Annotated in this window: 27 protein-coding genes and 1 pseudogene; 23 read left to right on the top strand and 5 right to left on the bottom strand. The window is 69.1% G+C overall.

Annotation, left to right across the window (positions count from 1 at the left end; genetic code table 11):
- Positions 1–146: 146 nt before the first annotated feature.
- Positions 147–1,619 carry a sensor histidine kinase gene (locus NNI01S_RS17165; protein ID WP_063021104.1) on the bottom strand — a complete coding sequence of 491 codons (1,473 nt, stop codon included), beginning with the start codon at positions 1,617–1,619 and terminating at the stop codon, positions 147–149.
- On the bottom strand, positions 1,612–2,289 hold the full coding sequence (locus NNI01S_RS17160; RefSeq protein WP_063021103.1) for a response regulator: 678 nt from the start codon (positions 2,287–2,289) through the stop codon (positions 1,612–1,614). The genes NNI01S_RS17165 and NNI01S_RS17160 overlap by 8 nt, the downstream gene beginning before the upstream one ends.
- Positions 2,290–2,404: 115 nt before the next feature.
- Here NNI01S_RS17160 and NNI01S_RS17155 point away from each other — a divergent pair, with 115 nt between their 5' ends.
- The 21 genes from NNI01S_RS17155 to NNI01S_RS17060 all read left to right on the top strand — a co-directional run bounded on the left by NNI01S_RS17155 (position 2,405) and on the right by NNI01S_RS17060 (position 20,324).
- A complete protein-coding gene (locus NNI01S_RS17155) occupies positions 2,405–2,779 on the top strand; it encodes a PepSY domain-containing protein (protein ID WP_063021102.1) in 375 nt (124 codons plus the stop codon).
- Positions 2,780–3,002: 223 nt separating this feature from the next.
- Positions 3,003–3,377, top strand: a complete 375-nt coding sequence (gene hypA / locus NNI01S_RS17150; RefSeq protein ID WP_063021101.1) for a hydrogenase maturation nickel metallochaperone HypA — start codon at positions 3,003–3,005, stop codon at positions 3,375–3,377.
- Positions 3,335–4,201, top strand: a complete 867-nt coding sequence (gene hypB, locus NNI01S_RS17145) for a hydrogenase nickel incorporation protein HypB (protein ID WP_063021100.1) — start codon at positions 3,335–3,337, stop codon at positions 4,199–4,201. The genes hypA and hypB overlap by 43 nt, the downstream gene beginning before the upstream one ends.
- 92 nt (positions 4,202–4,293) lie before the next feature.
- Complete coding sequence (locus tag NNI01S_RS17140) at positions 4,294–5,349, top strand: NADH-quinone oxidoreductase subunit B family protein (protein ID WP_063021099.1); 1,056 nt, start codon at positions 4,294–4,296, stop codon at positions 5,347–5,349.
- An 11-nt stretch (positions 5,350–5,360) separates the two neighbouring features.
- Complete coding sequence (locus tag NNI01S_RS17135; protein ID WP_063021098.1) at positions 5,361–7,157, top strand: nickel-dependent hydrogenase large subunit; 1,797 nt, start codon at positions 5,361–5,363, stop codon at positions 7,155–7,157.
- A 32-nt stretch (positions 7,158–7,189) separates the two neighbouring features.
- Positions 7,190–8,095, top strand: a complete 906-nt coding sequence (locus NNI01S_RS17130) for a NifU family protein (protein ID WP_063021216.1) — start codon at positions 7,190–7,192, stop codon at positions 8,093–8,095.
- Entirely contained in the window at positions 8,092–8,727 is a 636-nt protein-coding gene (locus tag NNI01S_RS17125) for a DUF5947 family protein (RefSeq protein ID WP_063021097.1), read from the top strand. Before NNI01S_RS17130 ends, NNI01S_RS17125 begins: the two co-directional genes overlap by 4 nt.
- On the top strand, positions 8,724–9,371 hold the full coding sequence (locus NNI01S_RS17120) for a DUF6084 family protein (protein ID WP_063021096.1): 648 nt from the start codon (positions 8,724–8,726) through the stop codon (positions 9,369–9,371). The genes NNI01S_RS17125 and NNI01S_RS17120 overlap by 4 nt, the downstream gene beginning before the upstream one ends.
- Complete coding sequence (locus NNI01S_RS17115; protein WP_063021095.1) at positions 9,368–10,687, top strand: hypothetical protein; 1,320 nt, start codon at positions 9,368–9,370, stop codon at positions 10,685–10,687. Before NNI01S_RS17120 ends, NNI01S_RS17115 begins: the two co-directional genes overlap by 4 nt.
- Positions 10,688–10,700: 13 nt before the next feature.
- Positions 10,701–10,820 carry a DUF6893 family small protein gene (locus tag NNI01S_RS36690; RefSeq protein ID WP_085994907.1) on the top strand — a complete coding sequence of 40 codons (120 nt, stop codon included), beginning with the start codon at positions 10,701–10,703 and terminating at the stop codon, positions 10,818–10,820.
- A gap of 22 nt (positions 10,821–10,842) precedes the next feature.
- Positions 10,843–11,160 carry a hypothetical protein gene (locus NNI01S_RS17110; RefSeq protein ID WP_063021094.1) on the top strand — a complete coding sequence of 106 codons (318 nt, stop codon included), beginning with the start codon at positions 10,843–10,845 and terminating at the stop codon, positions 11,158–11,160.
- A 13-nt stretch (positions 11,161–11,173) separates the two neighbouring features.
- Positions 11,174–11,647: a hydrogenase maturation protease gene (locus NNI01S_RS17105; protein WP_245676230.1), complete on the top strand. Its 474-nt coding sequence runs from the start codon at positions 11,174–11,176 to the stop codon at positions 11,645–11,647.
- A 3-nt stretch (positions 11,648–11,650) separates the two neighbouring features.
- Complete coding sequence (locus NNI01S_RS17100) at positions 11,651–11,893, top strand: HypC/HybG/HupF family hydrogenase formation chaperone (protein WP_063021092.1); 243 nt, start codon at positions 11,651–11,653, stop codon at positions 11,891–11,893.
- Positions 11,890–14,253: a carbamoyltransferase HypF gene (locus NNI01S_RS17095; RefSeq protein WP_063021091.1), complete on the top strand. Its 2,364-nt coding sequence runs from the start codon at positions 11,890–11,892 to the stop codon at positions 14,251–14,253. Before NNI01S_RS17100 ends, NNI01S_RS17095 begins: the two co-directional genes overlap by 4 nt.
- Positions 14,254–14,269: 16 nt before the next feature.
- Entirely contained in the window at positions 14,270–14,593 is a 324-nt protein-coding gene (locus tag NNI01S_RS17090) for a HypC/HybG/HupF family hydrogenase formation chaperone (RefSeq protein ID WP_063021090.1), read from the top strand.
- Positions 14,590–15,702 (top strand): hydrogenase formation protein HypD, encoded by a 1,113-nt coding sequence (gene hypD / locus NNI01S_RS17085; protein ID WP_063021089.1) that lies wholly within the window; start codon positions 14,590–14,592, stop codon positions 15,700–15,702. Before NNI01S_RS17090 ends, hypD begins: the two co-directional genes overlap by 4 nt.
- Positions 15,695–16,771 (top strand): hydrogenase expression/formation protein HypE, encoded by a 1,077-nt coding sequence (hypE, locus tag NNI01S_RS17080; RefSeq protein WP_063021088.1) that lies wholly within the window; start codon positions 15,695–15,697, stop codon positions 16,769–16,771. Before hypD ends, hypE begins: the two co-directional genes overlap by 8 nt.
- 88 nt (positions 16,772–16,859) lie before the next feature.
- Positions 16,860–17,930, top strand: coding sequence for a Nickel transporter NicT (nicT, locus tag NNI01S_RS17075; RefSeq protein WP_218019218.1), 1,071 nt, complete (start codon positions 16,860–16,862; stop codon positions 17,928–17,930).
- Positions 17,927–18,673 carry a DUF6390 family protein gene (locus NNI01S_RS17070; RefSeq protein WP_063021086.1) on the top strand — a complete coding sequence of 249 codons (747 nt, stop codon included), beginning with the start codon at positions 17,927–17,929 and terminating at the stop codon, positions 18,671–18,673. Before nicT ends, NNI01S_RS17070 begins: the two co-directional genes overlap by 4 nt.
- A 701-nt stretch (positions 18,674–19,374) precedes the next feature.
- On the top strand, positions 19,375–19,884 hold the full coding sequence (locus tag NNI01S_RS17065; RefSeq protein ID WP_063021085.1) for a DUF2231 domain-containing protein: 510 nt from the start codon (positions 19,375–19,377) through the stop codon (positions 19,882–19,884).
- Positions 19,885–19,913: 29 nt separating this feature from the next.
- Positions 19,914–20,324 (top strand): hypothetical protein, encoded by a 411-nt coding sequence (locus NNI01S_RS17060; protein WP_063021084.1) that lies wholly within the window; start codon positions 19,914–19,916, stop codon positions 20,322–20,324.
- Between the two features lie 78 nt (positions 20,325–20,402).
- On the opposite strand, the gene NNI01S_RS36685 is transcribed toward NNI01S_RS17060, so the two are convergent.
- The 3 genes and pseudogenes from NNI01S_RS36685 to lexA all read right to left on the bottom strand — a co-directional run bounded on the left by NNI01S_RS36685 (position 20,403) and on the right by lexA (position 22,477).
- Positions 20,403–20,840: a mannosyltransferase YkcB-related protein gene (locus tag NNI01S_RS36685; RefSeq protein ID WP_439956137.1), complete on the bottom strand. Its 438-nt coding sequence runs from the start codon at positions 20,838–20,840 to the stop codon at positions 20,403–20,405.
- 222 nt (positions 20,841–21,062) lie between these two features.
- Positions 21,063–21,647 (bottom strand): annotated as a pseudogene (locus tag NNI01S_RS36680) (ArnT family glycosyltransferase); the annotation flags it as partial.
- A gap of 176 nt (positions 21,648–21,823) precedes the next feature.
- The gene (lexA, locus tag NNI01S_RS17050; RefSeq protein ID WP_157114839.1) at positions 21,824–22,477 is read right to left on the bottom strand and encodes a transcriptional repressor LexA; all 654 of its coding nucleotides are present in this window, start codon (positions 22,475–22,477) and stop codon (positions 21,824–21,826) included.
- 343 nt (positions 22,478–22,820) lie between these two features.
- Here lexA and NNI01S_RS17045 point away from each other — a divergent pair, with 343 nt between their 5' ends.
- Both NNI01S_RS17045 and NNI01S_RS17040 read left to right on the top strand, forming a co-directional pair.
- Positions 22,821–23,288, top strand: a complete 468-nt coding sequence (locus NNI01S_RS17045) for a hypothetical protein (protein WP_063021081.1) — start codon at positions 22,821–22,823, stop codon at positions 23,286–23,288.
- Between the two features lie 124 nt (positions 23,289–23,412).
- Positions 23,413–24,666 carry a hypothetical protein gene (locus NNI01S_RS17040; RefSeq protein WP_063021080.1) on the top strand — a complete coding sequence of 418 codons (1,254 nt, stop codon included), beginning with the start codon at positions 23,413–23,415 and terminating at the stop codon, positions 24,664–24,666.
- Positions 24,667–24,710: the final 44 nt, after the last annotated feature.

The raw sequence follows: 24,710 nt of genomic DNA, 5'->3' as shown, positions 1-24,710 counted from the left end.
TCTGTTCTCCGCGCGGCTTCACGGGGGTGGGGAGCCGCGCCGGAGTTCTCGCGCGTCGCACATCGAAGCTTCGAACCGGCGCAGCAGCTATAACTTCACGGTGCGCAAGTGTCGTCACGGTCGACTACCGGCGTGCCGACCCGAGTTCAGGGACCCGACCCGGGCAACGTCACCACGAAGCAGGCGCCGGGTGCGCCGTCGGTGACGCGGATGGCGCCCCCGTGGTGTTCGACGACATCGCGGACGATGGCCAAGCCGAGACCGGCGCCGCCTTCGTCGCGGCTGCGCGCGTCGTCCAAGCGGACGAATCGCTGGAAGATGCGGTCGCGCTCGGCGGGCGGCACACCCGGGCCGTCATCGGTGACCGAGAGCACCGCACGCCCGTCGGCGTCGCGATCCACGGTGACGCGGACGGTGCTCGCGGCATGCCGCTGGGCGTTGTCGACGAGGTTGCCCAGGACGCGGGCGAGCTGGGTGCGGCTGCCGGTGACCGCAACGGCCTCCTGTGGTGTCGCGATCTGCACGGCGACCCGGTCGCGGACGCGGTGCTCCAGCTCCTCGCGGACCAGGGCGGTCAAGTCCACCCGATCGGCGCGCGGCTGTTCGCCCGCGTCGAGCCGGGCCAGTAGCAACAGGTCGGCCGCGAGATGTTCCAGCCGGATGGTGTCGCCGATCAGCCCGTCCAGTTCCAGAAGTTCGGGGTGCGCCTGTGCCACCTCGAGCTGGGTGCGCAGACTCGCGATGGGGCTGCGCAATTCGTGGGCGGCATCGGCGATGAACCGGCGCTGGCGTTCGGCGGATTCCTCCAGCGCGGCGAGCGTCGCGTTGGTGGTGCCGGCCAGCCTGCCGATCTCGTCACGGGAGCCCGGATCCGGCACGCGCCGGGAGAGGTCGCCGTCCATGATCTCCGCGAGCTGCCTGCGGATCGCCTCCACCGGGCGCAGGGCGCGCCGGGTGACCAGCCAGGTCACCACGGCCACCACGGCGAGCAGCGGCGGCAGGCCGATCAGCATCGCCTGCCGCGCGTCCGCCACCGCGCTGTGGGCGGTCTCCAGCGAGGAGCCCGCGTAGATGGTGGCAGGCTGCCCGCCGGGGGTTCGAGCCGCGAGGGCGGCGACACGAAACGGGTGGGGGCCGTCCTCGGCGTCGACCGTCAGCCATACGTCGGCGAATTCGGCTTCGGCCGACGCGGGATCCGTGGACGAGGAGCCGCTTTCGTCTTCGTCGACATCCTCGCCTTCGTCTCCGTCCTCGTCTTCGTTGTCGTCCTCGTCCTCGACGCCCTTCGAGTACGGCCCGAAGTCGGCCATCGGTGGCTTTCCCGCCAGGTCGTCGTCGGCCGCGAGAACCCGCCGGTCGAGCGAAACTATCTGCACCGGTTCGCTTTCGGCGTCGGGCAGCCTCAGGCGGGAGAGATCCGCGCCCGCCTCGAGCTGGCTCGCCACGTCGTGCGCGGTGGTCTCCGCCTGCAATTCCGCGCTGTGGACCAAGTTGTGCCGCAGCACCGTCAGCACCGTCAGGCCCGCCGCCGTGAGCGCCACCGCGACCACGGCCGTCGCCGCCACCGTGGTGCGCGTGCGGACCGAACGCCACCAGGCCCTGCCGCTGCGCTCAGGCACGGTCGGCTGCCAGCCGGTAGCCCGCGCCGCGCACGGTGGTGATCGATCGGCGCCCGAACGGCGCGTCTATCTTGCGGCGCAACGTGCTGATGTAGACCTCGACGATGTTCGGATCGCCGTCGTAGGCGAAGTCCCAGACGTGATGCAGGATGTCGGCCTTCGACACCACCTGCCCGGCCCGCACGGCCAGATGCTCGAGCACGGCGAACTCCTTGGCGGTCAGCGTCACCTCCTCCGTGCCTCGGCGGCAGGTCCGAGTGCCCGGGTCGACCACGAGGTCGCCGACGCGCAGCACCCGCGCGCCGCCGCGGGTCCGGCGGCGCAGGAGAGCACGAATGCGGGCCAGCAGCACCAGGTAGGAGAACGGCTTGCTGAGGTAGTCGTCCGCGCCGGTGTCCAGACCCTCGGCCTCGTCGTACTCACCGTCTTTCGCCGTCAGCATGAGCACCGGCGTCTCGTGACCTCCGGCGCGCAGCGCGGCGCAGACCCGGTAGCCGTTCATGCCGGGCAGCATGATGTCGAGGATGATCAGGTCGTAGTCGGTGGTGGTCGCCAGATGCAGGCCCTCGGCGCCGTCGTGCACCACATCCACGGCAAAGCCCTCGGCCGACAAGCCTTTTGCCAGTGTGAGAGCCAAACGTTTCTCATCCTCGACGATCAGCAGACGCATCCACCAAGAGTGGCAGACCGACCCTGAAACCGTCTTCAGGTCGCTTCAGCGGGCCTTCAGCTCCGTGCGACAAGGTGAACGCATTCCAGATCAGCACCCCCGCAGGAGGTTTCGCATGACAACCGTATTCCGCCGTGCCTACGCCGGTCTCCGCTGGCTCATCGTCGGCACGGCCGTCGCGGCTGCCGTCGTCGGCCTGAGCGCCGTCCTCGCCGCGGTCGCCACCGGCGGTCCGGACGGCCACACCGTCGCCTTCCGCTCGTCCCTGGCGGACTGGTCGCTGGTGGCCGACACCGGCGTCAGCAGGCAGCAGGCCATCGACAAGGCGCTCGCAGCCGTCCCGGGCGGGCGGGTCCGGTCCACCGAACTCGACGCCGACCGCGGCGTCGCGGTCTGGGAAGTGGAGATCGTCACGCCCGCGGGCGTGGAGCACGACGTCACGATTGATGCGAACAGCGGCGCTGTCCGGGCCGCGGTCGACCACGACTGAACTTCCGCTCGTCCGCGTCGGCGACGCGGGTGTGATGCATCGGTGGGCGGGTAAGCACGAGGTGTTTGCCGCCGGGCGGCAGGGGTCCGGAGGGAGATCCCGGCCGCGGCGTCGCTGATATCCCCTTGCCCCGCAGAAGCGCGCCGAGCATCCGGAATCTGCCCCTCAGCCGGTTTGCCCAGGAGTAGCCTCAAGGTTGTCCACTCGAGGAATCGAGGTCGGGATGCACGAGATGGCCATCACGCGCAGCGTCATCGACGCCGTCTGTGAGCACGCGGCGGGCCGACGGGTCCACTCCGTCACCGTCGAAGTCGGCGCGCTGTGCGCCGTCGTGCCGGAGGCCATGCGGTTCTGTTTCGAGGTGGCGGCCGAGGCGACCGTCGCCGAGGGCGCCGACCTTGTTGTGGTGGAGATGCCCGGAGTCGCGGCCTGCCGGACCTGCGGCGCCGAATTCCGCCTGCGCGACCCGATCCTGCTGTGTCCCTGCGGCAGCGCCGATGTCGAGATCCGTTCCGGGCGCGAGCTGCGTATCCGATCCATGGAGGTGAGTGAGGCATGTGCGCAACCTGCGGGTGCGGCGACGACGCCGCCGCGCTGATTCGTGTCCCGCACGACCGCCAGCACGCCGAAGGGCACGAACACGCCCACGCGGCGGACCATCAGCACGCACGTGACCACCACCACCCGCACGAGCATGCACACGGCCCGGATGCCGATCACGTCCACCTGCCCGCGACTGAGACGGTCACCCTGGAACTGAAGGTGCTGGCCAAGAACGACGAACTGGCGCAGCGCAACCGAGCCTGGCTGGCCGAGCGCGGCATCGTCGCGCTCAACATGACCAGCTCGCCGGGCGCGGGCAAGACCACGCTGCTGGAGCGCACCATCCGCGAGTCCGGCCAGTCCCCGATCGCGGTGATCGAGGGCGATCAGGCCACGCTGCTCGACGCCGAACGGATCAAGGCCACGGGGTGCCGCGTCGTGCAGGTCAATACCGGCGCGGGATGTCACCTGGACGCCGAGATGATGTATCGCGCGCTGGAGGCGCTCGACCCCGCACCGGGCACGCTGCTGTTCGTGGAGAACGTCGGCAACCTGGTCTGCCCGGCGCTGTTCGACCTGGGGGAGCGGGAGAAGGTGGTGGTCATCTCGGTGACCGAGGGGACCGACAAGCCGCTGAAATATCCGCACATGTTCCAGGCGGCGGGATTGGTGCTGGTGAACAAGACCGACCTGCTGCCCTATGTCGATTTCGACCTGGACCGATGCCGGGAGTACATCCATTCGATACACCCCGGCGTCGAGGTCCTCCCGCTGTCGGTGAGCAGCGGTAAAGGCCTGTCTACCTGGTACGACTGGCTGGTCGCGCGGCGTGGCGCGGCCGATCCGGCGGCGCTTGAGGAAGCCGCCGGGCACGCTTAAAGTGAAGTGATCAGGATCACATCTACGGGTGACCCCTTCTTCGAGAAAGGTGAGATTCGGCCCCCGGTGGTCCGCTGCGGAAGGTGGCGAGAATGCCCACTCAGGAAGCAGTACGAGCCGAAGAGACGCTGATCCACGTTCTCTGGATCAACGCGGGACTCAGTTGTGACGGTGATTCGGTCGCCTTGACGGCGGCCACGCAGCCGAGCGTCGAAGAGATCGCCCTCGGCGCGCTCCCCGGTCTGCCCAAGATCGCCGTGCATTGGCCGCTGATCGACTTCGAGTGCGGCCCCAACGGCGGTGCGGACGATTTCCTGGAGTGGTTCTTCAAGGCCGACCGTGGGGAACTCGAACCGTTCGTTCTGGTGGTCGAGGGCTCGATCCCGAACGAGCAACTCAAGGAAGAGGGCTACTGGTGCGGGTTCGGCAACAATCCCGCCACCGGCCAGCCCATGACGACCAGCGAATGGCTGGACCGGCTCGCGCCGAAGGCCACGGCCATCGTGGCGGCGGGCACCTGCGCGACCTACGGTGGCATCCACGCGATGGCGGGCAACCCGACCGGTGCGATGGGCGTGCCGGACTATCTCGGCTGGGACTGGAAGAGCAAAGCGGGCATTCCGATCGTCTGCGTACCGGGCTGCCCGATCCAGCCGGACAACATGTCCGAGACGCTCACCTATCTGCTCTATATGGCCACCGGACAGGCGCCGATGATCCCCCTGGACGACGCGCTGCGGCCAAAGTGGCTGTTCGGCGCGACCGTGCACGAGGGCTGCGACCGCGCGGGCTACTACGAGCAGGGTGAGTTCGCCACCGAGTACGGCTCGCCGAAATGCATTGTGAAGCTGGGCTGCTGGGGGCCGGTGGTCAAGTGCAACGTCCCCAAGCGCGGCTGGATCAACGGCTTGGGCGGCTGCCCGAACGTCGGCGGCATCTGCATCGGCTGCACCATGCCGGGGTTCCCGGACAAGTTCATGCCGTTCATGGACGAACCGCCCGGCGGCAAATTCTCGTCCACCGCATCGGGGCTCTACGGATCGGTGATCCGCAGCCTCCGGCATATCACCGGACGCACGGTCGACAAGGAGCCGCATTGGCGGCACCGGGGCCGGAAGCTGGAGACCGGCGCGACCCGCACCTGGTAGGAGGATCTCTGATGACACAGATCATCCCGGAGCCGTCGCACAAAACGATCGAGCCGGATCGACTCGTCGAGATGGCGTGGGACCCGATCACTCGCATCGTCGGCAGCCTCGGCATCTACACCAAGATCGACTTCGAGAATCGCGAAGTGGTCGAGTGCCACAGCACCTCGTCCATCTTCCGCGGCTACTCGATCTTCATGAAGGGCAAGGACCCGCGCGACGCGCACTTCATCACCAGCCGCATCTGCGGCATCTGCGGCGACAACCACGCCACCTGTTCGTGCTACTGCCAGAACATGGCCTACGGCGTGCGGCCGCCGCACCTCGGCGAGTGGGTCGTCAACCTGGGCGAGGCCGCCGAGTACATGTTCGACCACAACATCTTCCAGGAGAACCTGGTCGGCGTGGACTACTGCGAGAAGATGGTGTCCGAGACCAACCCCGGCGTGCTGGCCAGGGCGGAGAACACCGAGGCGCCGCACGCGGGCGACCACGGGTATCGCACGATCGCCGACATCATGCGGGCGCTCAACCCGTTCACCGGTGACTTCTACCGGGAGGCGCTGCAGGTCAGCCGGATCACGCGGGAGATGTTCTGCCTGATGGAAGGCAGGCACGTCCACCCGTCCACGCTGTATCCCGGTGGACCGGGCACGGTCGCGACGATCCAGTTGATGACCGACTACATGTCCCGGCTGATGCGCTATGTGGAGTTCATGAAGAAGGTCGTGCCGATGCACGACGATCTGTTCGACTTCTTCTACGAGGCGCTGCCGGGATACGAGAAGGTCGGTCTGCGGCGCACGCTGCTCGGTTGCTGGGGCTCGTTCCAAGACCCGGAGGTCTGCAACTTCGAGTACAAGGACATGGCGGACTGGGGGCGCAAGATGTTCGTCACCCCCGGCGTCGTCGTCGACGGCAAACTGTTGACCACTTCCCTGGTAGACATCAACCTGGGCCTGCGGATCCTGCTGGGCAGTTCGTACTACGAGGACTGGACCGATCAGGAGATGTTCGTGAAGACCGATCCGCTGGGCAACCCGGTGGACCGGCGCCATCCCTGGAACCAGCACACCAACCCCCGGCCGCAGAAACGCGACCTGGACGAGAAGTACAGCTGGGTCATGTCGCCGCGCTGGTTCGACGGCACCGACCACCTCTCCCTGGACACCGGCGGTGGCCCGCTGGCCCGACTGTGGGCGACGGCGCTGGCCAACCTGATCGACATCGGTTACGTGAAGGCGACCGGGAACAGCGTGCAGATCAACCTGCCCAAGACCGCGCTGAAGGGCCCCGTCACGCTGGAATGGAAGATCCCGGTGCACGGCAGCAACACGCTCGAGCGCAACCGCGCGCGCACCTACTTCCAGGCGTACGCGGCGGCCTGCGCGCTGCATTTCGCGGAGAAGGCGATGGCGGAGATCCGGGCCGGCCACACCAAGACCTGGGAGAAGTTCGAGGTCCCCGAGGAGGGCATCGGCTGTGGCTTCACCGAGGCGGTGCGCGGCGTGCTGTCGCATCACATGGTGATCCGGGACGGCAAGATCGCCAACTACCACCCGTATCCGCCGACCCCGTGGAACGCCAGCCCACGCGACAGCTACGGCACGCCCGGGCCCTACGAGGACGCGGTGCAGGGCCAGCCGATCTTCGAGGAGAACGACCGCGAGCACTTCAAGGGCATCGACGTCATGCGCACCGTGCGCAGTTTCGATCCGTGCCTGCCGTGCGGCGTGCACATGTATCTCGGCAAGGGCAAGTCGCTGGAGCAACTGCACTCTCCGACGCAGACGCTCACCCCCGAGTGAGTCCGCGTCGGGCGCAACGACCGGAGGTGACGGTGGAGGATCGCCCGGACGACGCAACGCCCGGTGACGCCCGGTGGCGGGAAGCCGGTGATCGCATCGAGACCTTGCTGGAGGCGAGTTCGGCGGGCGGCGCGCTCGCCCGCGAACGCGCCGAGCAACTCGTACGCGAACTGGTCGAGCTCTACGGGGCGGGCCTGACCCGCGTCGTCGGTCTGCTCGACGCGGAGGCGGTCGAGCGATTGGCCGGGGACGATCTGGTGGCGAGCCTGCTGCTCGTGCACGGGCTGCACCCGCACGACGTGGACACCCGGGTGCGGACCGCGCTGGACAGCGTGCGTCCCTACCTCGGTTCGCACGGTGGTGACGTCCACCTGGTGGAGATCGTCGACGGAGTGGTCCGCTTGGAATTGGCGGGCAGTTGCAAGAGCTGTCCGTCCTCGTCGGTGACGCTCGAACTGGCCGTCGAGGACGCCGTCCGGGCGGCGGCGCCGGAAATCGAGTCCATCGAAGTCGTCGCCGCGCAGACGGAGTCGGCGGGGGTGATCTCCGCCGACTCGCTGTTCTCACGCGTGCGCGCGGACGGCGCGCGGTCCGGCAGCTGGGTCGCGGTCCCCGAACTGGCCGCGCTGAGCGCCGGCGAGGTGGGCGGCTTCGCCGTCGCCGGGTTGACCGTGCTGGCTTGCCGGGTGGGTGAGGAACTGTACGCCTACCGGGACCACTGTCCCGGCTGCGACCGCTCCCTCGCCGGCGCGGCGCTGGAGCGGCGCGTGGGATTCCCGGCCGGTGACGCGGTGCTGCGCTGCCCGACCTGCCGGGCGCACTACGACGTGGTGCACGCGGGCGCCCGGGTCGACGGCGACGGGCATCTCGAGCCGCTTCCCGTGCTCGTGCGATCCGGCGAATTGTCGGTGGCGGTGCCGGTGGGGGTGCACGGGTGAGTACCCCGTTTCGCGCGCTGCAGCGGATCGCCGCCGACCGCAGGCCCGCGCCGCGGCCCGGCGAACGGTGCGAGATGTGCGCGGAGCCGATCGCCGACCGGCACCAGCACGTCGTGAACGTCGAAGGCAGGCAGCTGATGTGCGTGTGCCGCGGCTGCTATCTGCTGTTCGTCGACCAGAACGCGGAGCTGCGCTATCGAGCGGTGCCGGACCGGTATCTCGCGTTTCCGGGCTTCACGATCACCCCGGCGGAATGGGACGCGTTGGAGATCCCGGTGAACCTGGCGTTCTTCTTCCGCAATTCCGCGTTGGACCGGACGGTGGCGTTCTATCCCGGGCCCGCGGGTGCGACGGAATCGGAATTGCCGTTGGAGCAGTGGAACGCGATCCTGCACCGGCATCCGGAGCTGGACGTGCTCGCGCCCGACGTGGAAGCGCTGCTCATCCGAGTGCCCGACCGCCGGACCGAACAGGCCGCCTGCCTGTTGCTTCCGATCGACGCCTGCTACGAGTTCGTCGGCCGGATGCGGCTGCTGTGGCACGGCTTCGACGGCGGCCAGGACGTGCACCGGTACCTGGAGGAGTTCTTCGCCGACGCGTCGGCGCGCGCGAAATCCGGCGGTGCGGCATGAGCCCGGTGTACTCGACGACCTTCGCCGTGCTCGAGATGAAACCCGAGCCGTACGCCGTCGCGCCGATCCTGTCCGCGCGCGTCGGCATCGCCGCGCTCGCCGAGGAACCCGTGCACGCCATCGCCCTGCGCGCTCAGGTGCGCATCGAGCCGTTCCGCCGCGGCTACTCCGACGAGGAGGCCGCGGGGCTGGTCGATCTGTTCGGTCCGCGCGAGCGGTGGCACGAGACGCAGCGTTCGTTTCTCTGGATGCACTGCGCCACGATGGTTCCGAGCTTCACCGGCGGCGCCGAAGTGGATCTGCCGATGCCGTGCACCTACGACTTCGAGGTGACCGGATCGAAGTATCTGCATGCGTTGCGTGACGGTGTGGTCCCACTGCTGTTCCTGTTCAGCGGGACCGTCTTCATCCGGGGCAGCACCGGATTCGCCATCCAGCAGATTCCGTGGGATCGCGAGGACAAGTTCCAGATGCCCGTGTCGGTGTGGCAGAACCTGATGGCCGCGTACTTCCCGAATTCCGGGTGGGTGCGGCTGCACAATGACACCCTGCGGGCCCTGGCCGCCTACAAGTCCGGCCACGGCCTGCCCGCTTTCGACGACGCGGTGACCCGGCTGCTGACCAGCGCCGAGGAGACGTCGTGACCACCGCCGAAGCCCGCGCCCGCGCCCGTGCCGTGGCCGACGCGGTGCTCTACGAGGGCTACCTGCTCTATCCCTACCGCGCCGACGCGCGCAAGAACCAGTCGCGATGGCAGTTCGGTGTGCTGGGGCCGCCCGGTGCCGCCGCCGCGGGTCTCGGCGAGGAGGAGACGCTGTCGGCGCAGTGCCTGATCGACCCGGGCGAGCATCCCGAGCTGACCCTGACCGTTCGCTTCCTTCAGCTCCAGCGCCGCCAAGTGGTGAACGGGGACGGCACGCCGGTCGTCGAATTGACCGAGGGTGAGCGGTCGTGGCTGTCCTGGGACGAGGCGGTCGAGCGGGAGGTCGCCGTCGGCCCGGTCACGCCCGGTCGCCTCGTCCGATCACTGGACATCCCGGGCGGCTCCGATCGGGAGGAGATCGCCGGCCCCGGACAGGGCACTTTCGTGCGGAGCAGGCTGCCCCTGGCGGGTGAGCTGGAGCTGGCGGCCGACCGGGACGACGGTCTCCTGCGGCTGACGGTCATCCTGCGCAACGTCGGCGCGGCCGCGGCCGACCAGCGCGACGCCATCGCCCGTTCGCTGATCGGCGCGCACGTCCTCGCGGAGATCACCGGCGGCGATTTCGTCTCGCTGCTCGAGCCGCCGCCGCACGCGGTGGCCGCGGCCGCCCGCTGCGATCGATACCGCTGCTTCCCGGTGCTCGCGGGCCCGCCCGGCGACTACAGCATGCTGCTGATCTCGCCGATCATCCTCTACGACCACCCCGAGATCGCGGAGCAGAGCGAAGGCGCGCTGTTCGACTCCACCGAGATCGACGAGATCCTCACGCTGCGGATCCTCACCATGACCGACGCGGAGAAGGCGCGGGCGCGCGCCACCGATCCGCGCGCGGCGGAGATCATCGACCGCTGCGAAGCCATGTCGCCCGACGCGATGCGGCAGCTACACGGGGTGCTGCGCGATCCGCATGCCGGGGGTCCGGGTCTGATCCCGGAGATCCCCGAGGGCATCGATTGGTGGGACCCGCTGGCCGACGGCGCCGTTCGCCCGGACTTCGACGCGGTGCCGGTCGCGGGCGTGCTCGTGCGCAAGGGCAGCCGGGTCCGGCTGCATCCGTCCCGCCGGGCCGACGCCCAGGACCTGTTCTTCGACGGACAGTGCGCGCGGGTCGTGTCGGTCCACGAGGACGTGGACGGGCAGGCGCACGTCGGGGTCGTGCTGGACGACGACCCGGCGGCCGAGCTGCACGAATGGTACGGCCGCTATCTGTATTTCGCGCCCGACGAACTGGAGCCGCTCGACGGCACCGAGGAATGAAAGGAAGTCCGCTATGGAAACCGTGGGAGTGGTCTCGACGACCGTCGTCGCCGTGCTGGTGGCGGCGGGAGTGTATCTCGGCGTGCGGTCGATCCCGGATCTGCGGCGATACCTGAAGATCCGGCACATGTAGCGGGGGACCGGAAAGGAGCATCATGGGTGAGCATCGCGAAGAGCCGCAGTCGGCACGTGGCGCGCCGGGTTCGCGCGACGCGGGCGCAAGCGTCGCGGCCGGAGGCCCGGCGGAACGGGAGCCGGGGCATATCGATCACGAGGAGATGACCTCAGCACACTCGGAAGACGCCAAGAAGGAAACCGAGTTCTCCTCGCAGGCCCCGCCCGCGACGGAATCGGCGGCGCCTCCCTACGACGAGCGCAAGGAGACCGCCAACGCCCCGTCGGAGACGGCGACCGGCAAGGTCGACGACGCGCGTGTCGGCGGGGCGACGACGCCGACCGAGAAAGAGGGGTGACCCGACGGCCGCGGTGCTGGTCGCCGGGATCGGCAACATCTTCCTCGGCGACGACGGATTCGGACCGGAGGTGGTGCGGCGGCTGCCGCGCCACCCGGATCCCGGCGTGCGCGCGGTGGATTACGGCATCCGCGGCATGCACCTCGCCTACGACCTGCTCGATCGCTGGGACGCGCTGGTGCTGGTCGACGCGCTGCCCGACCGCGGCGCGCCCGGCCGGCTGGAGGTATTCGGCGCCGCGCCGGAGAACACCGGCCCAGCACCGCTGGACGCGCACGCGATGAGCCCGGACGCCGTCTTCGCCGGGGTCCGCGCGCTGGGTGGCGTGCTGCCGCCCACCGTGGTGATCGGCTGCCAGGTCGCCTGCGCCGAGGAGGGCATCGGCCTGTCCGAACCGGTCGCGGCGGCGGTGGACGACGCGGTCGCGGCCGTGGGCGACGTGGTCGCCGCATTGCTCCCGCGAGCCACGGCAGGACAGGAGGACTGACCGATGTGTCTGGGCATCCCCGGACGGGTGATGGCGATCCCCGACGGCTACCACGACCAGATCGCGCTGGTCGAGGTGTCCGGCGAGCAGCGGAAGGTGAATATCGGCCTGCTCGACGAGGATCCGGCGCGGCCGGGCGACTGGGTGATCATCCACATGGGCTTCGCGGTGGAGAAGACCGACGAGGCCGGCGCCGCGGCGGCGCTGGACGGACTGCGCCTGTTGCAACGCGGGGACCAGTCATGACCACTGTGCGGCGGCGGCGCCTGGTGGTGCGCGGTGTGGTCCAAGGGGTCGGGTTCCGGCCGTTCGTCTACACCACCGCCGCCGAACTGGCTCTGTCCGGCAGCGTCGGCAACGACAGCGGCGGCGTCGTCATCGAGGTCGAGGGAGCGCCCAAGGACCTGGACGAGTTCGCCGCACGGCTACGCCTGCGTCCGCCGCCACTGGCGGTGGTCGAATCGGTCGAGCAGGCCGACATCCCGGCACGTGGCGGCACCGGATTCCACATCGCAGGCACCACGCGCGACGGCGGCGGTCGCACGCTGGCCTCGCCCGATGTCGCCCTCTGCGCCGACTGCGAACGCGAGTTGCGCGATCCGGGGAACCGTCGCTACCGGCATCCGTTCGTCAACTGCACCAACTGCGGTCCGCGTTTCACCATCATCGCGAGTCTGCCCTACGACCGCGAACGGACGTCGATGGCCGACTTCACCATGTGCGCGCGGTGCGCGCGGGAATACGCCGATCCGGCGGACCGCCGTTTCCACGCGCAGCCGATCGCCTGCCCCGACTGCGGTCCCACCCTCGGGTACGCGGGACCGGGAGACGGCGAGCCGCTGGCGGCGGCGCGGCAGCTGCTGGCCGCGGGCGGCATCCTGGCGGTCAAAGGCATCGGCGGCTACCACCTGGCCTGCGACGCCACCGACGAGTCGGCCGTGGCGGAGTTGCGCAGGCGCAAGCGCCGCGGGGACAAGCCGTTCGCGGTGATGGTGCCGGATCTCGCCACCGCCCGGGCCGTCGTCGCCGTCGACGACGCGGCCGCGACGCTGTTGACCAGCTCGGCGCGCCCGATCGTGCTACTCGCTCGCCGACCGGAGCCCAGGAGGATCCAGGCGGCCGCCGATCCCGGATACACGGCTGAGGCGGGGGGAGACGCCGTGCCGGCCGGTGACGCGGCGGCGCGGCACTATCCGGTCCCCGCTCCTTCGGTGGCGCCAGGCAACCCGGACCTGGGCGTCATGCTCGCCTACACCCCGCTGCATCTGCTCCTGTTCGGTCTGCCCGGCGATCCGCCCGGACCGCAGGTGCTGGTGATGACCTCGGGCAATCTCGGTGGCGAGCCGATCTGCTACCAGGACGACGACGCCCGCACCCGCCTCGCCGGGCTCGCCGACGGCTGGTTGTGGCACGACCGGCGCATCCTGGTGCCCTGCGACGACTCGGTGGTGCGTTCACTCGACGGCCGCGAACTGCCGGTACGGCGCTCGCGGGGGTACGCGCCGCTGCCGCTGCTGTTGCCGGTGCCGCTGCCACCGACGCTCGCCGTCGGCGCCGACCTCAAGAACACCTGCGCGATGGCCGACGGCCGCTACGCGTGGCTGAGCCAGCACATCGGCGACATGGACGACCTGGCGACACTACGCTCCTTCGACGCCGCGCAGCGCCATCTCGGGGAACTCACCGCGGTACGTCCGGTGCAGTTGGTCGCCGACGCGCATCCCGGCTACCGCTCCGCCGCGTGGGCGCGCCGCAACGCGGGCGAACGGCCCGTGTACACCGTCCAGCACCATCACGCGCACATCGCCGCCGTCATGGGCGAACACGGGCTCGGCGCCACCGAACAGGTGGTCGGCATCGCTTTCGACGGAACCGGATTCGGGCCGGACGGCGCGGTGTGGGGCGGCGAGGTCCTGCTCGCGGGCTACAAGGGCTATCGACGGCTGGCCCATCTGAAATACGTGCCGCTGGCGGGTGGTGATCTAGCGGTGCGCAGGCCCTACCGCATGGCGCTGGCCCATCTGCGGGCGGCGGGGATCGACTGGACCGAGGACATCCCGGCCGTAGCGGCATGTCCGCCCGCCGAGCGGTCGGTGCTGGCCCACCAATTCCGGACCGGCCTGGGTTGCGCGCCCACGTCGAGCATGGGCCGGTTGTTCGACGCGGTGTCCTCGCTGTGCGGCGTACGGCACGTCGTCGACTACGAAGCCCAAGCGGCGATCGAGCTGGAGGGCCTGTCCCGCTCCGGTGCGGAAGGCGCCACCGCCTACCGATTCTCGCTGGGCGACGACGATCCCGCCGTGATCGATCCCGCACCGGTCCTCGCGAGCGTGGTCGCCGACGTTCGTGCGGGCGAGCCCGCCCGGGTGGTGGGCGCCCGGTTCCACGCCGCCGTCGCCCGGCTGGTGCTCGAGCTCGCGGCTCGATATGCCGCGCCGGCGCAGGTCGTCGCCCTGTCCGGCGGCGTCTTCCAGAACGCCCTGCTGCTCGCGCGATCCTGCGCGCTACTGCGTGAGCACGGCTGCACCGTGATCACCCATCACCGGCTGCCGCCCAACGACGGTGGCCTCGCGTTCGGGCAACTCCTCGCGTGCAGCGAGGGATGAGCGAAGGAGAGCAACGATGTGTCTTGCGGTACCAGGCAAAGTGCTCAGCCTGCACGAGCGGGACGGCACGCTGATGTCGGTCGTCGACTTCGGCGGCGTGCACAAAGACGTGTGCCTGCAATACATCCCCGACGCGGCGGTCGGTGACTACGTCGTCGTCCACGTCGGCTTCGCGATCCAGCGATTGGACGAGGAATCCGCGTTGCGGACCCTGGCCGAGTTCGAGCACCTCGGCGTACTGAACGAGGAATTCGGCGACGGTTTCGCCATCGCCGCGAAGCAGGCGGGCCTGGACAATCCCGCCGAGCCATCACGCGAGGAACCGGAGGCCCGGTCATGAAGTATCTGGACGAATTCAGTAATCCCGAGCTGGCCCAGCGCCTGCTCGACCGCATCCGCGCTACCACCAGCCGCCGCTGGGCGATCATGGAAGTCTGTGGCGGACAAACCCATTCGATCATCCGCCACGGCATCGACCAGCTGCTGCCCGATCAGATCGAGATGATCCACGGCCCCGGCTGCCCGGTCTGCGTCACGCCGCTCGAGGTGATCGACAAGGCGCTCGAGATCGCCGCGCGACCGGGCGTGATCTTCTGCTCCTTCGGCGACATGCTGCGCGTGCCGGGCAGCGCCAAGGACCTGTTCCGGGTGAAGAGCGAAGGCGGTGACGTCCGGGTGGTGTACTCGCCGCTGGACGCGCTGAACCTGGCCAAAGAGAATCCGGACCGCGAAGTGGTGTTCTTCGGCATCGGTTTCGAGACCACCGCGCCGGCCAACGCGATGACGGTGTACCAGGCGAAGCGCCTCGGCATCCGGAACTTCTCGTTGCTGGTGTCGCACGTGCTGGTCCCGCCCGCCATCGCCGCGATCATGGAGTCGCCGAGCTGCCGGGTGCAGGGCTTCCTCGCGGCCGGGCACGTCTGCACCGTGATGGGCACCGACGAGTACCCGCCGCTGGCCGAGCAGTACAAGGTGCCGATGGTGGTCACCGGGTTCGAGCCGCTGGACATCCTGGAGGGCATCCGTCGCACCGTGTCGCAGCTGGAGTCGGGCAGGCACGAACTGGAGAACGCGTACCCGCGCGCCGTGTCCGCGGCGGGCAATCCCGCGGCGAAGGCCATGCTGCAGGACGTTTTCGAGGTCACCGACCGGGGTTGGCGGGGGATCGGCATCATCCCGCGCAGCGGCTGGCGGCTGTCGGACCGCTACCGGGAGTTCGACGCCGAACACCGCTTCGCCGTTGGCGATCTGCATACCGCCGAGTCGACCATCTGCCGCTCCGGTGAGGTGCTGCAGGGACTGATCAAACCGCACGAGTGCGCCGCTTTCGGGAAGCAATGCACGCCGCGTAACCCGCTGGGCGCCACCATGGTGTCCTCCGAAGGCGCATGCGCCGCCTACTACCTGTACCGTCGCCTCGATCTGCCCGCGGAGGTGGCCCATGCCTGAGGAAGGCGCCGCCCCCGTGACGATCGACATGGAGGGCTGGGTCTGCCCGATGCCGCTGCGGGATTCGCCGAACATCGTGATGGGTCACGGCGGCGGCGGAGCGATGTCCGGCGAGCTGATCGAGCATCTGTTCCTGCCCGCCTTCGGGTCGGCCGCGCACGCGGACCTCGGCGACTCCGCGGTGGTCACGCTGGACGGCGCGCGGCTGGCCTTCTCCACCGATTCGTTCGTGGTGAAGCCGATCGTTTTCCCCGGCGGCACCATCGGCGAACTCGCGGTCAACGGCACGGTGAACGATCTGGCCATGGCCGGTGCGCGCCCGATGGTGCTGTCCACCGCGTTCATCCTGGAGGAGGGCACCGCGCTGGCGGACATCGCGCGCATCGCGCAGGCGGTCGGCACCGCCGCCTTGGCGGCGGAAGTCCAGCTGGTCACCGGGGACACCAAGGTCGTGGACGCCGGACACGGTGACGGGATCTACATCAACACCGCCGGAATCGGCGTGGTCGCCCCGGAGGTGGACATCCGGCCGCAGCGCGCGGCGCCGGGCGACGTCGTGCTGGTCAGCGGCGATATCGGCGTGCACGGTGTCGCGGTGCTCAGCTGCCGTGAGGGTTTGGAGTTCGGTACCACCGTGCTCAGCGACACCGCGCCGTTGCACGGCTTGGTCGCGGCGATGCTGGCCACCGGCGCCGACGTGCACGTGCTGCGCGATCCCACCCGCGGCGGCGTGGCGGCCTCGCTCAACGAGATCGCCCGCGCCGCACAGGTCGGCATATCGCTGGACGAGCGGCAGCTCCCCGTGCCCGACGGCGTGCGCGACGCCTGCGGCCTGCTCGGGCTGGATCCGATGTATGTGGCCAACGAGGGCAAACTGCTGGCCTTCGTTCCAACCGAGAGCGCCGATCGCGTGCTCGCGGCCATGCGGGAGCACCCGCTGGGCGCGCAGGCCGCGATGATCGGTCGGTGCGTCGCCGAACATCCCGGCATGGTGGTCGCCCGCACGGCGCTGGGCGGGACACGGGTGGTGGATCTGCCCGCAGGCGAGCAGTTGCCGCGCATCTGCTGACGGCGGGCCCCGGATCGGCCCGGAGCCAGAAGGCGAGGTAGGGATCATCGTTCGGATCGCCGATACCCCCGCGGCGACCCGCGGTCCGCTGGACGGACGGCAGCGGCGCGGCGTCGCGGGGATGGCCTCGGTCGTCGTCGCCCTGCACCTGCTCGGGTGGTCCGCGCTGCTGCTGCTCGTGGTACCCGGCGGTTACGTGGTGGACGGTGCGGTGTTCGGCGTCGGTCTCGGGGTCACCGCCTACACGCTCGGCATGCGGCACGCGTTCGATGCCGACCATATCGCCGCCATCGACAACACCACCCGCAAATTGGTCGCGGACGGCCGAAAGCCGCTGTCGGTCGGGTTCTGGTTCTCCCTCGGGCACTCCACCATCGTTTTCGTCCTCGTCGCGCTGCTGGCGTTCGGCGTCAAGGCGCTGGCGGGAAACCTGCGCGACGACGATTCCGGGTTGCACCGATGGACCGGTGTGTTCGGCACCGGCATCTCGGGCACCTTCCTGCTCGCCATCGGCGTGTTGAATCTGGTCTCGCTGATCGGCATCTGGCGGGTGTTCCGCGGAATGCGTCGCGGCACGTACGACGAGGCGGCGTTGCGGCAGCGGCTGGACGACCGCGGCGGCCTGCAGCGGGTGGTCGGACCGCTCATCCGGGCGGTGCGCGCGCCGTGGCAGATGTACCCGGTCGGGTTGCTGTTCGGACTCGGCTTCGACACCGTCACCGAGGTAAGCCTCCTGGTCATCGCGGGCGGCGCGGCGGCGACCGACCTGCCCTGGTACGCGATCCTCGTCCTGCCGGTGTTGTTCTCGGCGGGGATGACGCTGTTCGACGCGCTGGACGGCGCGTTCATGAACTACGCCTACGGGTGGGCCTTCGCGGGGCCGCTGCGCAGCGTCTATTACAACATCGTCGTCACGGGTCTGTCGGTCGTCGTGGCACTGTTGATCGGCGCGCAGGAGATGATCTCCGTGCTGACCGCCGAATTCGGCATCGCCGACGGCCCGCTGGCCTGGGTGGGCGGGCTGGATCTGGGCGCCTTGGGGTTCGTCATCGCCGGGCTGTTCGTGCTCACCTGGACGGTGGCGTTCGCGGTGTGGCGCTTCGGCCGGCTCGAGCAGCGGTGGTCCGTCGAGCACCCCGGCGAAAGGCCGCGCCGATGACCGGCAGCGGCGCGGAGATGTTCGCCCGATACGCCTACGCGCCCAATCGGCTCGGCTACTGCGGTCCGCCCGACGCGACCGCGCTGCGGGACGGTTCGGACCAACAGGTGCGCGAGGTGGCGCGCCGGTTCACCGGCGCGTGGCCCTACTTGCGCGTGATGGCGCGGATGACCGGCATCGCCGATCCGCTGGACCGCCGCCTCGTCGAGTCCTATTGGCTGGGCGGCGGCGTGGGCGCGGAACTGGATCCGGCCGAATTCACCGCGGAGCTGCTGGCTCTGCTCGGCCCGGTGGCGGGCGGGTACTGGGCGCACCTGACACCGCAGCTGGCCGAGGAGGCTGCGGCGAACCATTGCTTCCACGTCTTCGGCGTGTATCCGTGGTCCCGCCTGCTCCGGCGCGGCAACGGACATCCACTGCACGTGCTCGACAGCTGCCGGATCACCTGGGGGACGGTGGCCGACCACAGGGGTGCGGAGGTCGCGGTGCGCTGTCGCGCGCTCGCCTGGGACGGAGAGCGGCTCGAGTTGCACACCGAAACGGTGCGATCTCTGGCAATCCGGGTGGACGGGTACGCGGTGCTCCCCGACGTCACGGTGGGGGATCGGGTCGCGGTGCACTGGGGGCGGTTGTGCGGGCGGCTGGACGGTGTACAGGTGCGTGCCCTGGAGGCGGCGACGATTCGTCAGCTGGAGGTCACCAACCGGCGACTGGCCGAGCGGCGGAGTCCGGCGACCAGTTGACACCGGCGGTGGCCTCGCCCGGTAGCGGTCACGCGGGGACCCGGCGAGACCTCCGCAGCCGTGAATCGGAGAGCGACATCCTCCTTTCAGCGGTAACGATGCAGTCTGCGGAAAATGGTTAACCGGCCGCTGTATCGGTGAAATGCCGCGGCACCGTTCCGTTTCGAGCACCCTGCGCGACGTATAATGTGAGTGGCTGTCGAGCCCGACCGCGAGGAGTAACACGTGTATTTCGACGATGGTTGTCGGGGCGAAAAATTATTGGATCCCAGAAATTGTTTTCCGGGTGATTCTCACCGTGTATAGGCGTGTTTCTCGTCATGGGTGGCCGACCGGCCCGTCTGCGTCTCGGTTCGTACGCGAAGGGAGGTGAACTACCGTGATGGAGCAGATGATGGGGATGGCACGCGACTGGTGGAACCGCATGTTCCCCGGCATGGCGATGCCGATGATGCCGATGATGCCGATGATGCCGTAGCAACGCGACCGATCGGAGAATACGGCGAGCTCCTGCGGCTCCGCATACGTGATGCGGAATTTCTGCCCGGCAGTCCGCCGGATAATCGACCGCAACCGATTCGCCATTCGCCACACGTAACGCGATATCCGGGTCTCCGCGCCGTGAAATGGCTCGGCGCGGGGGACGAGTTCCGGACTCCGTGATGATCGGCGAATGGCGACGCGATCCAGTGAGGTGCGCCATGACCGGAGATCAGCGACAGGCGAAGCGACCCGTCAGTGCCGTGCTGGCCGGTCCGTACGGGCATCCGTTCCATCCCATCCTGGTCACCGTCCCGATCGGCGCCTGGGTCGCCAGTTTCGTCTTCGACCTGGCGTCCCGATTCGTCGATGATCCCGACTTCCTGGTCGAGGGGTCGTCGTGGTTGATCGCGATCGGCGTGCTGGGCGCCTTGGCCGCCGCGACGATCGGGTTCCTCGATCTGCTCGCGATCCCGACCGGCACGCCCGCTTTCCGCACCGGCTTGCTGCACATGACCCTGAACCTGCTGGTGACCGTGGTCTATGCGGTCGGCTTCGTGTGGCGGCAGGACGCCGACACAGCGGTCCCCGTCCCGGCCGGGCAGTTGGTGTTGTCGGCGGCAGGTCTGATGATGTTGGCGATATCGGGGTATCTCGGCGGCAAGCTGGCCTATCACTACGGCGTGCGAGTCGCCGACGAAACCACCCAGGCCGGCGGCTTCACCCACTGAATCCCTGCTCACCTGTCAGGAGGCACACCATGGGCATCGCCGCATTGATCTTCTGGCTGCTCACCGCGGGCGGCGGTTTCTTCTTGCTCGGCACGTGGATCGCCCGAGGCGGAACGCGGCAGCCGAATTCGACCCAGCTGCCGCCGCCGGTGCTGTTCGGTCACTTCGCGCTCGCCGTGGCCGGACTGATCGTCTGGATCGTGTACCTCGCCGTCGACAGCACAGCACTGGCGTGGACCGCGTTCGTCCTGCTGATCCCGGTCGCCCTCCTCGGATTCGCGATGCTGCTGCGCTGGATACCCGTCTACCGGGATCGTTCGGCCGGTACGGCCGAGCCTCCCGAAGGACACTTTCCGGTTGCCGTAGTCGCAGGTCACGGCGTATTCGCCGTGACGACCGTAGTGCTGGTTTTCCTGACCGCGCTCGGCGTCGGAAGCTGAACCCACCACCTCCGGCTCCGAGCCCGCACCGCCACCGGGTCTCGGTGGCGGATCGTCCACGGCCGTAGGACTACGCGATCATCTCGCGCAGGCCGCGGGCAATGGGCTTCCCGCGTCTTCGCAGGCCGGTGCGGTGAGGTCGTAGACCGCGACGTTGCCGATGTGCACCGCTGTGTAGTGCGCCGACACCCACTCGGCGATGTCCGCGTGTCCGGTCGGCCGCCACCATCCGCTGTCCGGTGCGGCGGTGCGGCCGGTCCCGGCGGGCTCATCGCGCACCCGCCAAGTGTCGGGCAGCCGCACTTCCTGCGCGAGATAGTAGGTCACCTGGTGGGTGCGAACCATGGTCTGGAAGTCGGCGAGGGTCGGTACCGGGTCGTCCGAGGTGAATCCGCCGATGGCCATGACCGGGGTATGACTGGCCAGTTCGAGCGACGCGGCGACCGACGAGCGGTCCACGGCGGCCGACCAGGTGGTGGAGGTGTCACGCAACAGCGCGGCGAGTTGCGGTTGCACCTCCTCGTCGACGAACGCTGTCACCTCGCGGCGCGCGTCGTTCGCCGGATCGAGCCCGGCGGGGGGCGCGGGGCCCACGGTAGGACTGCCGCCGGTGTGTGCCTGCGGCAGAGTCGCCGCGGCGTAAGCGGTCGTGCCGCCGATGCCGGCGAGCGCGCCCACGATGACGAGCACCGAGACGGCTCCGGTCCGCACGCGCCGCGACCCGGCCGGGACCGCCGCGGCGAGCAGTCCGAACGCCACCGCCAGCGAGGTCACCGCGAGCGTCCAGCGCAGGGGCGGCAGCCATCGCGCGCTCGCCTGCCGCGCCGCCCGGAGCGTGCAGTACGCGCCCGCGGTCATCAGCAGCACCATCACGGCATCCGGATTGTTGAAACGGAACATCAACGCCACCACCGGCGTCGCCGCCAAGACTGCGCCGGCCAGCAGGCCCGCGGCGCGATTGACGGTCGCCTCGGTGACCATCGCGCACAGCAACGCCACCGCCGCCACGGCCATCAGCGCCTGTGGCACCAGCATGCTCGCGCTACCGAATCCGAAGATCTGTCCCGACAGGCCCATCACCCATTGCGACACCGGCGGCTTGTCCACCGTGATGAAGTTGCCCGGGTCCAGGGAACCGAACAGCATCGCCTTCCAGTTCTGTGCGCCGGACCAGGCGGCCGCGGCGTAGAAGTCGTTGCCCATCCCGTTGACGGTGATATGCCAGAGATACGCGATGGCGGTCCCGAGCAGCAGTGCCGCCAGCCCCACGCGCTCCCATGGTCGTGCGGGCGGTAACCCGGAGGACCCGGGACGGGCGGCAATCGAGTTCGCTTCGGGCACGGCGGCTTCGGCGGGGGTCGCTGTCACCGCAGGAGTTTCGCAAGCATCCCGGTGAACCGACTGCGCATCGGCTGGCAATCAGCTGTGAACCGAACCGCCGATCAGCGGAGACCGCAGGGCGCGTCGACGCGTGATCTGCGGTCGCTCGTCGTGGACCGTCAGATCTTGCGGATGACCGTGACGACCTTGCCCAGGATCTGGGCGTCGTTTCCGGGGATCGGCTCGAAGACCGGGTTGTGCGGCATCAGCCAGACGTCCTTGCCGGTGCGCTTGAAGGTCTTCACCGTGGCCTCGCCGTCGATCATCGCCGCGACGATGTCGCCGTTGTCGGCGACGTTCTGCTGCCGCACGACCACCCAGTCGCCGTCGCAGATCGCCGCGTCGATCATGGACTGACCGACGACCTTCAGCAGGAACAGTGAACCGTCACCGACCAGTTCGCGCGGCAGCGGGAAGACGTCCTCCACCGCCTGCTCGGCCAGGATCGGCCCACCGGCCGCGATGCGACCGAGCACCGGGACGAAAGTGGGGACGGGACGATCGACGTCGACGGGGATCTCACCGTCGTCCACCGCGGCGACCGGCAGGCTGGTCACCGACCGCACCACCTCGTCCAGGCCCCGGACGTCAACGGCGCGTGGCCGATTCGGATCGCGGCGCAGGTAGCCCTTGCGCTCCAGGGCGCGCAGCTGATGGGCGACCGACGAGGTGGACGTGAGGCCGACGGCGTCACCGATCTCCCGGATGCTCGGCGGGTAGCCGCGCTCGCTCACCGAGGTGCGGATCACCTCGAGTACTTTGCGCTGACGCACGGTGAGATCCGCCCCGCTACCCGCCGCATCGGCGCCGCTTTCGGTCTCGTCACCCGTGTCGCCCGTCTGCCTCACCGCAACCGCCCTTTCCTGCTGTGCCAGGCCGGTCCGTGCCCGGCATGTGTCTCGATGGCCCGTCGAATCTTCGGTTCTTCGAATCTAGTCCGGTCACGCCGCTGGATCAAACATCTGTTCGACGTATGTCGGGTGTTCGTGCTGACTTTGTCACCGGACCGTGGTAGAAATCGAACACCAGTTCTTCGAACACTTGAGCGAATGCCCTCGGAACACATGTTCGAACAGCCCGAACGGCGACGGAGCACCCACCACGGAGGTTTGTCCGATGAGCACTGCGATCAGCGATGTCACCCTGGCCCTCGGCGCGTCGGGCGCCGCATCCGAGCACCGCGCCACCGAGTCCGGTCCGGCGCGGGACGATCTCGGGTACGAGACCGCGCGCCGGCTGGTGTGCGATGGTGCGCGCTCACGCGCACTGACGCCCGCGCATCGATCCGCGGCCGATCGCCGTCCGTCCGGCGCCCGTCCTGCGGCCGGCATGGTCGCGTACGACCGTGGGTCCCGCGCTTTCGCGCATCGGCGCGCTCGTGGCATGCATCCGATGCATCGCGTCGAGCAGGCGCAGGTCGGCTTGGCGGTTCTCGCCGTCACCGCGCTGGTCACGGCCGTGATCGTGGCCGGGCTGATCGCCTTGGCTCATGTGCGAGCGGGCGAGTGGGGCGGCGAGTCCGTCCGGCCCGCGCCCGCGGTGGTCGACGGCTCGGGTGTGCCCGGAAGTGGCGATTCGCGCTGAGCGGAAGGGAATTCGGTCAATCCGAGCGGCCGGAATTGTTGATCCACAAACTAGAACGTGTTGCTACCGTGCTGAAAACCTGATCCGGGCAACACCGCCCGACCAATGCCGGGACTTTCAGCACATGACATTCCGCACCTCGGGCCGCTCGGTTCGCGTCTTCCTCCGCACCGCTGCCCTGTTCCTCTGTCTCGTCTTCGCTGTGGGCGCAGTGTCCACAGCTCGGGCCGAACCCGCGTACGCGTCGTATCTCGACCTCTCGTCCGCCAACGGAGACGGCGCTGGGGCGGGCGGGCTCGATCCCGCTCTGCCGCTGGATGAATCGGACCTCGCCGAGGCGTTGCGGCAGGCGCGTGCCGACGGCGTGGCGCCGCGCCGGTACGCGACGCTGCTACATCAGTATTGGCTGGTCGTCGCCACCCGCAACGCCGACATCGACTTGGCCGCCTGGGATCCCGATCGCGGCCCGCACGCGAACGAACGCATCTTCAACCAGGTGTACGTCAATTATCTGCGGCTGGCCACCCGGCATCCGGAGTTCTACTGGGCGGGGCTGGCCGGTATCGCGGGAGGATCGTTCGCCTCCGGCTTCTTCGACATGGGTGATGTGGGCGTCGTCCTGGACGTGCCTGGCATCCATCGACTCGGCGACGCGGTCGCCGATCTGCTGCGGGCCACCCCGCCGGAATTGGCGCGCGCGCTGCCGGAGGACATCCGGCTGCTCGCCACCGAGGGCTCCCGGCTGAGCGCCGCGGATGTCGCCTGGTACCAGACGCGCCTGATGATCATGCAGAAGCACATTTTCACGGATCTGGTGCCGATGCACGAAGCGTATGCCGCGCTGGGTATGCGCGGGATCGACGAGATGTACGCGGCAGGCGTACTCGACGACGACATCAGGACCGCCTGGCAGTCGATCGCCTCGGGCACTCGGGCGGGCTACATCGACGCGCTGATCCGGATGACCGACCGGGAGCAGAACCACGTCGTCGCCGATCAATGGGACGAGACGTCGTCGGGTCGTGCGCCGATCGGCCGCGTGCTCACCTATGTCAGCACCGTCGCGGGAAAGCCTGGAGTCCCGGGCGTCCGCGCGCCGGGTGTGTTCGCTCCTACGGTGGTCAGCGCCGAAATCGAGGGCCGCACCGTGACTCTGCGTGTCCCGTTGCCCGGCTTCAACTGGGCCGATCGCGACACACGATGGAACTACATCACCGGTGACCTGGTGCCTCGTCACATCGATGTGGAGACCGACCCGGCACTGGCCGGCGCGGTCCTCGGCGAGGCGTTCTGGAGCAAACTGGACCGGGGCCGCCTCGCCGCCCGGTTGCCGGACCTGATCGCCGACCTGACCGCGCACTGGCAGATCTCCGGATGATCGAGCGGCGTCCGGTAGCCGGGTGAGTGCGGCAATCCGGAGAC

The sequence above is a fragment of the Nocardia niwae NBRC 108934 = DSM 45340 genome (assembly GCF_001613465.1).
In the GTDB taxonomy this organism is placed as follows: Bacteria; Actinomycetota; Actinomycetes; order Mycobacteriales; family Mycobacteriaceae; genus Nocardia; species Nocardia niwae.
This window is presented reverse-complemented; position numbering and strand designations above follow the sequence as displayed.